We start from the raw sequence: 12,752 nt of genomic DNA on the forward strand, positions 1-12,752 counted from the left end.
GTTCTACCAGTGAAAAGTTCCACTTGGCAGTCAGCGGATAAGGTATTGGCACATCTTTGAAACCGCCCCGCCTCGCAATGTGATGCCCATAACCAATGGCAGATTTTCCGGCGAGGACCGCGGCGGCTCTTCTAGACGAACACAGTCCGGAACCGGTGCAGACCGAGGGTTCACGCCAAGCTGTAAACCGGAAAAGGTACAACGACTTAACTAAAGGGCTTGCGTTGCCCCGAAGGACCCGCGCGATGCACATGGAGAACAACATACAGCAAGGCCCCGCATTTGCGGCCGCTTGTGTTGATGACCCGACCGCGCCGGGCGCAGACGCCCTTTCTCATCTTAGCAAAACAAATACGGCAGCCATCCTCCTTTCGGGCGATGCGCGTTTTGCATACGCGCCCATGAGCGCTGCCGTGGAGAAGTTTCATAATGGCAAACAAAATGCTGATCGACGCGGGCCACCCGGAAGAGACCCGGGTCGTCGTCGTGCGTGGCAATCGGGTTGAAGAATTCGACTTTGAAGCGGCAAACAGAAAGCAGCTTCGCGGGAATATTTACTTAGCAAAGGTAACAAGGGTCGAACCCTCGCTTCAGGCGGCCTTCGTGGAATATGGAGGAAACCGTCACGGTTTCCTCGCTTTCAGTGAAATTCACCCGGACTACTATCAAATTCCCGTTGCGGACCGTGAGGCGTTGCTTGCAGCCGAAGCTGCCGAGCGCCAGCGTGACGACACAGAAAACGAAGAAAAGCCAAAGCGCCGTCGGAAATCTCGAGCAGCCAAGAACGAGGCGAGCGAGACAGTCGCCAGTGAGAAAGTGGTAGCTGATTCCGAAGACGAGGCGAGCGCGGCGGAAGACGGCGAAACCGTCGAGGAGAGCCCAAGCCAGGCTCCTGAGGGAGATGAAGAGCTGACTGTAGCTGCCTCCGAACAGGATGCAGCTCTGGACGAGGCACCTGGAACGGACGCAGGCGACACAGCTTCTGAGGAAGTATCGGCCAAGGCGCCACAGCAGGACTCTGAGGACGAGACGTCTGACAGTGAAGCTCCCGAGGCAGATACTGGAGAAGACGACTCCGAGGAATCCGAAGAAGACGTTACCGACACCGCCGAAACGGACGAAGAAGAAGAAAAAAGACCGGCCCGCGCCCGCGGACGTCGCGGCCGCCGCCGTCGGAATGACGACGACGACGATGCCGATTCGGATGAAGACGCCATTGAATCCGTTGGCGCGGAAGACGCAATGGAGGAAGTTCCTGAGCGGTCCGTTCCGGTACGCAAGCAGTACAAGATCCAGGAAGTTATCAAGCGCCGCCAAATCATCCTGGTCCAGGTCGTCAAGGAAGAACGCGGCAACAAGGGCGCTGCCCTGACCACTTACTTGTCGTTGGCTGGCCGGTATTCGGTTCTTATGCCTAACACGGCACGAGGTGGCGGTATCTCTCGCAAGATCACGCAGCCAACTGACCGCAAGCGCCTGAAAAAGATTGCGTCCGAGCTCGATGTGCCGGAAGGCATGGGCGTAATCTTGCGCACAGCAGGCGCAAGCAGGACCAAGGCCGAGATCAAGCGCGACTTTGAATATCTCATGCGGCTTTGGGAAAATGTCCGGGAGTTAACACTGAAATCCAGTGCGCCCAGCCTCGTTTACGAGGAAGGCAGTCTCGTAAAGCGTTCAATTCGTGATCTATACAACAAGGACATAAACGAAGTTCTGGTTTCCGGTGATGAGGGCTACCGGGAAGCCAAGGATTTCATGCGCATGCTCATGCCGAGCCACGCAAAGAATGTTCAGCCCTATCGCGACCCCTCGCCGCTTTTCATAAGGTACGGGGTAGAACCGCAGCTTGATGCGATGTTCTCACCGCAAGTGACCTTGAAATCGGGGGGATACATCGTCATCAACCAGACCGAAGCTCTGGTGTCTATCGATGTGAACTCAGGCAAATCCACGCGCGAACACAATATCGAAGACACAGCTCTCCAAACCAACCTGGAGGCAGCCGAAGAGGTTACACGTCAGCTAAGGCTCAGAGACCTCGCCGGTCTCGTTGTTATCGACTTCATCGATATGGAGGAATCGAAAAACAACCGTGCCGTCGAACGAAAGCTGAAAGATTGCTTGAAAAACGATCGGGCGCGTATCCAGGTTGGGCGCATCTCCCATTTCGGCCTGCTGGAAATGTCCCGTCAGCGGATCCGGACAGGCGTTCTGGAAAGTTCGACAACACCCTGCCCTCACTGCCAGGGCACAGGCATGATCCGGTCCGTGGAATCGGTTGCGCTTCACGTGCTCAGGTCTATCGAGGACAACCTGCTCAAGGGTGCCTCACACAACCTGATCATTCGCACGACCACACAAGTCGCGCTCTATATTCTGAACCAGAAGCGCTCCAACCTCTTTGATTTAGAGACCCGCTTCGGTGTCGAAATCGAGGTGCACGCTGACGACATGGTCAATGGTCAACTCTACGTGCTTGAGCGTGGAGCCCCGGTTGACAGGGATCGAATTCCGGCACCGGTTCCGATCGTTCAGCCCGATACCGTCGAGATCATCGACGAGTCAACTGAACAGCCGGTTGTCGAAGAGGAAGCGCAGGAAGAAGACGGCGAAGGTCGTCGTCGCAAACGCCGGCGCAAGCGCCGCAGAGGCGGGTCCGATCAGCAGGGTGACGAAAACGAAACTCGCCAGACCTCGGGAGAAAGTGACGAGCAGACTGAAGACGAAGATGCGTCTCAGGAGGCACGTTCGGAAGACAGTGACGGTGAAGATGAGCCTCGGCGCAAACGCCGCCGTGGTCGTCGCGGAGGACGTAGAGGGCGTCGCAACGGCGATGAATTGCGTGCTGACGGAGACGATGACGAGAACATTGAAGCGCCGAACAGTGCGAACGGTGAAGCTCAGGACGGCTTTGACGCTCAGGAGAGCTCAAAGACAGCTGCGACATCTGAGGAAGCCGCTGAGGCCGCGAACAGTGATGACAGCGACGCAGCACCTGTAGAAGTGTCAGAAACCGATACGGTTGTTGAGGCAATTGACGAAAACGTTGCCCCAGAAACGGAAGGCACTTCAACGCAAGACACGCCCGAATCCGATGGTGTTGTTGCTGCCGAAGTTGTCGAGACAGTTGTCTCGGAAGAAACAATCGTGGTGGAAACTCCAACCTCCGAACAGCCCGTTGCTGCAGACGCGCCTGAAGAGGACGCAGAGGTCAAACCTGCCGCTCCAGCTGAACCGGTGGTCACAAGCGAAACGTCGCAGGACGAAAAGGAAGACAAACCAAAACGTGTCGGCTGGTGGCAGCGAGGACGATCGTTCTTCTGATTTCAAATTGCAGTTGTAGCTACAAGGCGGCCAATTTGGCCGCCTTTTCTTTATGATGCGGTCTTCAAATCTTTCCTAGAAAACCTGAAAGCCGTTCCAATGCAGATTTCATATCCTCATGGGCTCCGGCAAAGGAAAAACGCAGAAATTCATGACCGTGGACCGGGTCGAAATCGACACCGGGTGTCGCTGCGACCCCCGCTTCTTGGAGTATACGCTTGGCAAACTCGAGACTGTTTGAACTGAATCTGCTGATGTCGGCGTAGATGTAAAACGCTCCGTCCACCGGCAACAACTTGTCGAAACCGATTGCCGGCAATCCATCCAGCAGCAAAGTCCGATTGGCTGCATAACCCGCCTTGACCGCTTCAAGTTCCTGAACCGCGTCAAGTGCGGACGCGGCCGCGATCTGGGAGAGTTCGGGCGGTGAGATGTATAGGCTTTGCGCAATACGTTCGGTCGGACGGATGAGTTGCTCTGGCAAGACCATCCAGCCGATCCGCCAGCCAGTCATACAATAGTATTTTGAAAAGCTATTGATAATTATAGCGTTTTCAGAAGTTTGAAGGGCGGTCTTCTGCTCCCCGGCATAGTCGAGGCCATGGTAGATTTCATCGGAAATGAACCAGATCCCCTCATGGTCGCAATAGTTTATGAGGTTGTCCAACGCTTCAGCACTCATCATGGTGCCAGTCGGATTGGCGGGGCTGGCAACCAGAACACCTCTGATTGGACCTTCACGCCTGGCAGCTTCCAGATGCTCCGGCGTCAGGCACCAGCGGGTGTCTGAACCGACTTCCACTTCAATGGGGATTAACCCGAGCGCTTTCATGATGTTGCGGTATGCCGGGTATCCAGGTGCGGTCAGCACGACACGGTCACCAGGATCGAATGCTGACAGGAACTCCAGATTGAAACCTGCAGAAGAACCGGTTGTCGCCATGATCCGCTCCGCGGGTACGTTCACGCCATAAGTGTGCCGGTAGTGCGCAGAAAGCGCAGTCCTCAGCGACTTGATGCCGAGCGCTTCAGTATAGCCGAGACGGCCATGCTTCAGCGCCTCTGCAGCGGCTGCAAGCGCTGGCTTTGGTGCTGGCGCTGAAGGTTGACCAACTTCCATATGAACGATTGATCGCCCCTGTGCTTCCAGTTTGGCTGCCTCGGACAAAACGTCCATGGCGATAAAGGGGGCAACCTCGCTTCGCTTGGAAGGCGAAAAGACTGGTGTGTTCATAAGGGTAGCGTTTCCGATCGTGCTTCGAAGGCACCCGGTATCGCGGATTTTAGGAAGTGATGCAACGCATCCACCAGAATTCCAGCAGCAGACAGTCTCAATCCTTACTTATTTGTCATTCGGCTTTTCTTGACCCTGACGCGACACCTCCATACCTTCGCCACACAAATATGTGCGTGGAATGGGTGTGCTGCCCCAAAACACATCAAAGAGCGAGAAGACCTTCGTGCCCGTTCAAGCCTTGCCGACGTTGAAGTCCGGTAGTCGATTGATAAAAAAAGCCGTTGCCATCGCCTGCTCGGCTGCAATCCTTTTGCCAATGGCGATTGTCCCCGCACAGGCGCAACGGGGAAAACTGCCGCTGGTCCGCGACGCTGAAGTGGAAGCGCTGCTGAAGGACTACGCCAAGCCCATCTACAAGGTGGCTGGCATTTCCAATTCAGAACCGCAGATCATTCTCGTCAACGACAAGAGTTTCAACGCCTTCGTTCCAGATTCCCGGCGCATGTTCATCAATATCGGCGTCATCATGGAAGCTGAGGCGCCAGGCGAAGTTATCGGCGTAATAGCGCATGAAACGGGTCATATCGCCGGACGGCATCTGGTGCGTCTGAGATCTGCAGCTGCAAACGCTCAAATCGTTTCCGTGATCGGACTGATACTGGGGGCTGGAGCTGCCGCAGCCGGTGCAGCCGCAGGTTCAGGGGATGCCGCATCGGGAGGTGCCGCTGCTGCTCTTGGCGCAGGCTCCGTCGGCAAACGAACGTTGTTGAACTATCAGCGCGGCGAAGAAGCCGCAGCTGACAGAGCCGCACTCAGATACCTGAATGCAACGGGACAGAGCGCGCGCGGCATGTTGAAAACCTTTCAGCGCATGTCGGAACAGCAAATGTTCTCGCGGAAATTTGCCGACCCATACGCGCAAAGTCATCCAATGGCGCAGGAGCGCTTCAACGGCCTTTTGAATGAGGCTCAAAAATCCAAATACTTCAATCAACCGGAAGACTATGTGCTGCAGTACAGGCACGATCAGGCGCGCGCCAAACTCTTTGCCTTTACCAGTCATCCATCAGCGACGCTGAGAGCCTATCCCAGGAGCGATAAAAGCCCGGCTGCACAATATGCCAGAGCCATCGCAGCCATGCAAAGCCGCGGCAAAGGCGCCGTCAAGGAAATCGATGCCCTGATCCGCACACAGCCCAACAATCCCTACTACTACGAATTGAAGGGTCAGGCTCTCCTGGAAGGTGGCGACCCAAAACGCGCCATTGCGCCGTTTCGAAAGGCACTCTCCTTCAAACCAAACGAACCACAGTTTCTGGTTTGGCTCGGCTACGCGCTTGTCGGTGCCAATGAGCAGTCCTATCTGCCTGAGGCCGAGAAAGTCTTGAAACGGGCCATTCAAATGGACGAAAATTCAGGCATTGCCTATAGCCAGCTTGCCATTGCACATGGCCGCCAGGGCGAACGCGCAGAGGCTGATTTGGCCACTGCGAAGGGTTTGATGGTTCGCGGAGATTTCGAGGCAGCAAAGCGCTATGCGGCGCGTGCTCAAAAAAGTTTGAAGCGCGGATCGCCGGCATGGCTTCAAGCGGACGATATAGTAGCGTACAAGACACCCAAACTACCGCGAAACCGCTGACCTGTGACACATAAGGCGGGGAGACCGGCCAAGATCCGGATCTGCCGCCAAAGGAGCCCTGAATGACCCACGTATTCCAATTCTCCCGGCGCCTGTGCCCGCCTGTGCTGTTGAGGATCTTCTCCGCGAGCGCGTTGTGTCTTGCGCTAATCGCAGGGTCCGCAACAGCTCAGGATATTGACCGCGGCGAGATCGAGAAGATCGTGCGCGAGTATATCTTGCAGAACCCGGAGATCATCGCAGAAGCGCTGACCGAATTGGATCGACGTGAACGGGAAGCTGCAGAGGCTGCGCGCTTGCAGGCACTCAATGACAGCGCCGACGTCCTGTTCAATTCCACGCGTCAGGTTGTCATGGGCAATCCCGAAGGCTCGGTGACGCTGGTCGAATTCTTCGACTACAATTGCGGCTACTGCAAACGGGCCTACGGTGACATGATGAAACTGATCGAGGGCGACCCGGACCTGAAGGTCGTACTGAAGGAATTTCCTGTTCTGGGTCAGGGTTCCGTTGAAGCGGCACAAGTCGCGGTCGCGGTCAATTCCGTTGCGCCGGACAAATACGGTGAATTCCACGAGACCCTGCTTCTCAGCCGTGGTCAGGCAAATCGGGCAAGCGCACTCAAGGCAGCTTTGGAGACTGGTATCGAAGAAGACAAGCTTCTCGCAGCCATGGAAACCGAGGAAGCCGGGCTGACGATTGAAGAAGTCTATACCATCGCCAACCGTCTGGGCCTTACCGGAACGCCGTCCTATGTGGTCGGCAACGAAGTCGTAATGGGGGCTGTTGGTTACGACCAATTGCGCAACAAACTGGATGCGATGAAGAACTGTGGTCAAACGACCTGCTAAAAAACCTTCATCCGACACGACTTTTCCTCGATTTCGATGATCTGTCGGGGTTTTCCTGTTACAATTGAATGCCTATAAGGGTCGTAATCCGCTTTCTGATCGGAAGCGGGATACGACCTAAAATGCTTTGATAATGCGGGGCAAATTGCACAAAACGAAGCGGAGTTGACGGAATTCAAATCCCCGAAAACCGGCAGGTATTGGACCAGCCACCGACAGAGGTGGAGCTGACAGTGGCCGGAATATGTTTGTGCCAATTGCGGACCGAGTACGAGAGCCAAACCACATGATGCGTAACGATAACAAGAAATTCGACACTGCCCTGATCCGGGATCTCGCAGTTTTACTTGACGAGACCAATCTTTCCGAGATCGAGCTGGAACAGGGTGACACCCGCATTCGCGTTGCCCGTCAGATGTCGATCAGCGCCCCGGTAAGCATGGCTGCCGCACCTGCAGTCGCACCTGTCGCAACCCCAGCGCCAGCTGCACCGTCCGCACCCGCTGCTGAGACGGCTGCGAGCGCCGGTTCAACAGTAACCTCTCCGATGGTCGGAACCGCTTATTTGTCTCCAGAACCAGGAGCTGCCGCCTTTATCCAGGTCGGTGACAAGGTGACGGAAGGTCAGTCGATCCTGATCATCGAAGCCATGAAGACAATGAACCACATTCCCTCCACCAAAACCGGTGTCGTCAAGGAAATCCTTGTGGAAGATGCTCAGCCGGTGGAATTCGGCGAACCGCTCATTATCGTCGAATAAGGAGCCTCTTTGGCTATGTTCTCGAAAATCCTAATTGCCAACCGAGGCGAAATCGCCCTGCGCATTCTGCGCGCATGCAAAGAGCTTGGCATTCCAACAGTTGCCGTTCACTCCACCGCAGACGCTGATGCAATGCATGTGCGTCTTGCCGATGAAAGTGTTTGTATCGGACCTCCGGCAGCGCGTGAGAGTTATCTCAACATTCCGCAGCTTTTGGCAGCCTGTGAAATTACCGGGGCCGACGCAGTTCACCCCGGCTATGGTTTTCTTTCGGAAAACGCACGGTTTGCGGAAATACTCGAAGCACACAATATCGAGTTTATCGGTCCAACCGCTGAACATATCCGCATTATGGGCGACAAGATCCAGGCCAAGCAAACAGCCAGGGATTTGGGCATTCCTGTTGTGCCGGGATCTGACGGAGCAGTCACGTCTTCCGATGACGCCCATGCGATAGCGCGTGAAATTGGCTATCCAGTGCTGGTCAAGGCCGCTTCCGGCGGCGGTGGCCGAGGCATGAAGGTCGCAAAATCCGAGGCTGATCTGGACACAGCACTTTCAACGGCGCGGAGCGAGGCTGCCGCAGCCTTTGGTGACGACGCCCTCTACATGGAAAAGTATCTCGGAAAGCCAAGGCATATCGAAATCCAGGTTCTGGGTGATGGCAAGGGAAGTGCGGTCCATCTTGGGGAGCGCGACTGTTCGCTCCAGCGCCGACATCAAAAGGTTTTGGAGGAGGCTCCCTCCCCGAGCCTCAATGCAGAGCAGCGCAGCCAGATCGGCGAAATTGTTGCCAGTGCCATGCGCAAGCTCAAGTATCGCGGTGTTGGGACCGTGGAATTCCTTTATGAAAACGGCGAATTCTATTTCATTGAAATGAACACACGCCTTCAGGTGGAGCACCCGGTGACTGAAATGATCACCGGCATCGATCTGGTGAACGAACAGATCCGGATTGCAGCCGGTGGCTCGCTTGACATGACCCAGGAAGACATTCGCTTTGAAGGGCACGCAATCGAGTGCCGTATCAATGCCGAAGACCCGGTCAACTTCACGCCGTCCCCGGGGACGATTACCTATTATCATCCCCCTGGCGGCTTGGGCGTTCGCGTCGATTCAGGCGTCTATCAGGGCTACAAGATCCCGCCCTACTACGACAGTCTGATTGGCAAGCTGATCGTGCACGGACGTAATCGAGTGGAATGCATGATGCGCCTGCGCCGGTGCCTTGATGAATTTGTCGTTGACGAAATCAAGTCGACTATTCCGCTTTTCCGCGATTTGGTGGACAATCAGGACATAGCCAACGGTCAGTACGACATTCACTGGCTCGAGAAGCACCTGGAGAATAAGTCCAGCTGACCGACCAGGCGGCGAGCCAGCATCGCCGCCACAGGGACAGTGAGGTCTTATGGCAGGTTACAAAGACGACATCGTCATGGAAATTACGCCGCAGGTGTTGCTGAAGGCATATGCCTGCGGTCTGTTTCCCATGGCTGAATCGGCTGATGATCCCGGCCTCTTCTGGCTCGAGCCGGAGCGGCGTGGAATCTTGCCCCTGGACAGTTTCCATCTGCCGAAACGCTTGCGCAGAACCATCCGAAACGACGTTTTCGAAATTCGTGTCAGTACGGATTTCCAAAGCATTATTGACGGCTGTGCAACACCTCAGCCAAACCGCGACAAGACCTGGATCAATCGGGAAATTCGAAGACTTTACGGCGAACTGTTTGAAATGGGGTATTGCCACACGGTCGAGGCCTGGCAGGAAGGTGAACTCGTTGGCGGGCTCTATGGCGTAAGCCTGAACGGTGCTTTTTTCGGCGAGAGCATGTTTACCTTCAAGTCTGACGCTTCAAAGGTCTGTCTCGCGCATTTGGTCGCCCGTCTGATTGTTGGCGGCTACTCTCTGCTCGACACACAGTTTGTAACCGACCATCTGAACAAATTTGGTACGCAGGAAGTATCGCAGGCCGACTACAATCAACGCCTTGCCGACGCTCTCAAACTTGAGACCGACTATTACGCCTTGTCTCCGCAAGCCTCGGGACAAGACGTCTTGAGTGTGCTGGACACCTGAATTCTCTTTGAAGGCCAACGCCAGGCGCGAAGTGGCCTGTATCTGCCAACGCCCAAACGTGCAGCAACCCTGACGCGCATATCGGTTGCAATTGCCGCCATCACCTATCTTTGCTAGCATTCCGTTGCGTAACAAAGAAAAGTCAGGAAGTTGCATGGCTGGGGATGTCAAAGACAAGACCGACGCACGACTGATGCGGGAGCAAGCAGTCCGCAAACGCAAGGAACTGGGTGACGAGGCCTTTTCACAGGGCTCGGCTCCACCGGCACCAACGACGCCCTCATCCTTGAAGCCGGACACTCTTTCATCGTCAACATCGACCAAGCCCGGCACGGCCGCCCACTTGAGTACGGAACTCCAAAAGGCCAAGCAGACCATGACGGATTTTGCCGCCTCGGTCTGGAACAGCGGAGCCACGGATCCGAGCAACACAATCCTGGATACCAAGTTCAACAAGGATCTGGAGACATTGCGGGGCTTGCACTCGTTTTTGATACGCGAGGCGACATCGCTTCCGGAGAACTTCTCGCTTGGTATTCTCAATCACCTGCAAGCCGGGGGGTCTGGCGACAAAGGCCGCACTCCCACAGATGCGGAGTGGCAGGCGATTGAACAAAAGACTCAAGCTCTCTTCAGTCAGTTGTCAGACGCCAATCGCAAAAGGTTTCTGGCATCTCAAATGCCAAACTTTCTGCCGAAGCTGGCAGTTTGGCTGGTTGTTGTCTCGATCGGCTCCATGATCATGTCCGTGGTCCTGTCAGAAGTGCCGATATTCGGCACCGGAATGAACGGTGCCGCAATGGTCCTCTTCTTCCTTGTCTGGCTGATGTCCCTGGGAGCAATCGGATCGGCTGCCTTTATTGGCTTCAATGCCATTTCGGTCACAAGCGACATAACTTTCGATATTTCAGATTCGCGCCTGATCGTTCAAAGAATCGTTCTGGGAGCCCTATTTGCTTTGTTTTTCACGTTGCCCTTCGGGTTTCATGAATTTCTGAGTTTCGTGAAAAGCCTGAGTTCTGCTGCACTGAACAAGACAACCGTGCCTACGAAGTCGGAACTTGCCTTCACCAACCAGTCCATGCTGCTGATCATGCCGTTTGTGCTGGGCTACAGCACATCCCTGGTTATTCTGGTCCTCAACAGGCTGATTTCTTCCGCCAGCACATTGTTTGGCGCACAGCAGGCATCTGCAAAGGCAAGCCAGAAACCCGGTTGAACGGGCGGCTCGCCCGGCAGACAGTCGAAACAAAAAAGCCCCGCTTTTCAGCGGGGCCTTTTTTTTGGTTCTGAGGGGTTCAGCTGCCCGGTGTCCAGGCTTCATAGTCACCGCTCACTTCAGGCCGTTTTTCCGGCGTCAGGATAGAACCGTGCGGTCGATAGGCGTCGGGTGTCCCGGTACCATTGGCGCGATGCGACTGCTGCCAATGCTTCGGGTGATAGGTTTCGTCAGACGGTGGTGTGTCGACCCGGTGGTGCATCCAGCCGTGCCAGCCTGGTGGTATCGTTGAGGCTTCTGCCAGGCCGTTGTAGATCACCCAGCGCTTCTTGCCCGCACGTTCCTTATAGTATTTGTTGCCGAGTTCGTCTTCGCCGACAAACTCACCCTTGCGCCAGGTGAAGAAACGGGTGCCCATTGTCTGGCCGTTCCACCATGTGAAGAGTTCAAGCAGCAGAGTTTTCATGGCCCTCTGGGGTCCCTCAAAGTCAATTCGCCTGTGTTCCGCGCAGCTGTATTCAGACAACTATCGGATTTTGGCGGACTATGGCGGCAACGCTCGCGTCTGTCTATAGGTCGCAGATACAAAATATCGGCATTCGCACCGTTCCGGCAATCATGCCGCAGATGCAGTATCAAATGCCGCTGGACCTCCGCACGAGATCAGTGCGGCTTGAAACCCTTGAGGCCGGTAAAGCCCGCGGTGCGGATGTGTCTTGCCGCTGCAGAAAACTTCTTTTTGATATCCTTGTCCTTGCTGACGCTCCGTTTTTTGACACCAGCAAAGATCGGTTTGGGCACTTCAGGCTTCTCAAATGCTTCTTCAACGGCGTCTTCGACCTCAGCCCGCTTCTTCACAGCAGTCCGGTGATGCAGTCTGGCCCCGGCCAATGACTGCATTTTCTCCGCCTGTTCATCCATTGTCTTTTGGATGCCATAGATATTGTAGAAGCCCGAGTGCTCGAGAATCATGGGCCGGTCATCGTTCAACAGCCAATGCAGCCGTTTGAAGAGTGTCGAGGGTGAAACGGGCTTCACCAGAACATGATGCGCGCCGGCTCTCAGTGCCTTGTCGACCAACGGGCGGGTTCCGTGAGCCGTAATGAAGAGAATCGGTACATAGCAGAGCGGTTCCATGTGGCGATGTCGAACGAGCCGCAAGAACTGGTATCCGGAGGTCGGCGCCATCCGCCAGTCGGTGAGAATCACATTGGGTGGCTCTGCAAGACTGGCCTCGAGCGCTTCATCGACCGAATCGAAAACGCGCACACGCGACACTTTAAAACTGAGGAGAATCGATCTGAGAATCGTTTGCATCGGCTTGCTGTCTTCCACGACAACAGCGTCGATGTCCTCCATTGCGAGCCCGAAAGCGGCATGATGCTTCATATTGTGCGGGTCCCTATCCCTGTCGTTCCCACACTAAAGCAGACGCGGCTTAAACCCGGTTGAAGGTGACACGCGCCATTTACTTCAAATTTTCATAAAAAACGTGCCCATACTCATCCACAGCTTCGTTGATCGAGCGCTACCGGCACTTATTCGCCGGGAAAGCAAGCGCTTTTTCCCTTGGGTTTGCGCGCTCCCCACTCCCCTCCCCAATATCCACATGGACACACAAGATTTTGCGTTTGTACGTTTT

General features: G+C 55.3%; 10 protein-coding genes. 7 read left to right on the forward strand and 3 right to left on the reverse strand.

Annotated features, from left to right (window positions below):
* Positions 1-429: 429 nt before the first annotated feature.
* Positions 430-3,324 (forward strand): Rne/Rng family ribonuclease, encoded by a 2,895-nt coding sequence (locus tag Q0835_RS12940; protein WP_298961755.1) that lies wholly within the window; start codon positions 430-432, stop codon positions 3,322-3,324.
* Positions 3,325-3,388: 64 nt separating this feature from the next.
* Here the strand turns inward: Q0835_RS12940 and Q0835_RS12945 are convergent, their stop codons facing one another.
* Entirely contained in the window at positions 3,389-4,558 is a 1,170-nt protein-coding gene (locus tag Q0835_RS12945) for an aminotransferase class I/II-fold pyridoxal phosphate-dependent enzyme (protein ID WP_298961758.1), read from the reverse strand.
* A gap of 181 nt (positions 4,559-4,739) precedes the next feature.
* On the opposite strand from Q0835_RS12945, the gene Q0835_RS12950 reads away from it, so the two are divergent.
* The 6 genes from Q0835_RS12950 to Q0835_RS12975 all read left to right on the forward strand — a co-directional run bounded on the left by Q0835_RS12950 (position 4,740) and on the right by Q0835_RS12975 (position 11,110).
* A complete protein-coding gene (locus Q0835_RS12950) occupies positions 4,740-6,200 on the forward strand; it encodes a M48 family metalloprotease (RefSeq protein ID WP_298820446.1) in 1,461 nt (486 codons plus the stop codon).
* A 62-nt stretch (positions 6,201-6,262) separates the two neighbouring features.
* Positions 6,263-7,051: a DsbA family protein gene (locus Q0835_RS12955; protein ID WP_298820444.1), complete on the forward strand. Its 789-nt coding sequence runs from the start codon at positions 6,263-6,265 to the stop codon at positions 7,049-7,051.
* Positions 7,052-7,340: 289 nt separating this feature from the next.
* Positions 7,341-7,811, forward strand: a complete 471-nt coding sequence (gene accB / locus Q0835_RS12960) for an acetyl-CoA carboxylase biotin carboxyl carrier protein (RefSeq protein WP_298962048.1) — start codon at positions 7,341-7,343, stop codon at positions 7,809-7,811.
* Between the two features lie 15 nt (positions 7,812-7,826).
* On the forward strand, positions 7,827-9,173 hold the full coding sequence (accC, locus tag Q0835_RS12965; protein WP_298820442.1) for an acetyl-CoA carboxylase biotin carboxylase subunit: 1,347 nt from the start codon (positions 7,827-7,829) through the stop codon (positions 9,171-9,173).
* Positions 9,174-9,222: 49 nt separating this feature from the next.
* Entirely contained in the window at positions 9,223-9,891 is a 669-nt protein-coding gene (gene aat / locus Q0835_RS12970; protein ID WP_298961763.1) for a leucyl/phenylalanyl-tRNA--protein transferase, read from the forward strand.
* Positions 9,892-10,045: 154 nt separating this feature from the next.
* A complete protein-coding gene (locus Q0835_RS12975) occupies positions 10,046-11,110 on the forward strand; it encodes a hypothetical protein (protein WP_298961766.1) in 1,065 nt (354 codons plus the stop codon).
* Between the two features lie 79 nt (positions 11,111-11,189).
* Here the strand turns inward: Q0835_RS12975 and Q0835_RS12980 are convergent, their stop codons facing one another.
* Positions 11,190-11,576, reverse strand: a complete 387-nt coding sequence (locus Q0835_RS12980) for an NADH:ubiquinone oxidoreductase subunit NDUFA12 (RefSeq protein WP_298961769.1) — start codon at positions 11,574-11,576, stop codon at positions 11,190-11,192.
* Positions 11,577-11,773: 197 nt separating this feature from the next.
* Complete coding sequence (locus tag Q0835_RS12985; RefSeq protein WP_298820434.1) at positions 11,774-12,499, reverse strand: response regulator; 726 nt, start codon at positions 12,497-12,499, stop codon at positions 11,774-11,776.
* Positions 12,500-12,752 lie beyond the last annotated feature (253 nt).

This window comes from uncultured Roseibium sp., from assembly GCF_947499295.1.
GTDB lineage: Bacteria > Pseudomonadota > Alphaproteobacteria > Rhizobiales > Stappiaceae > Roseibium.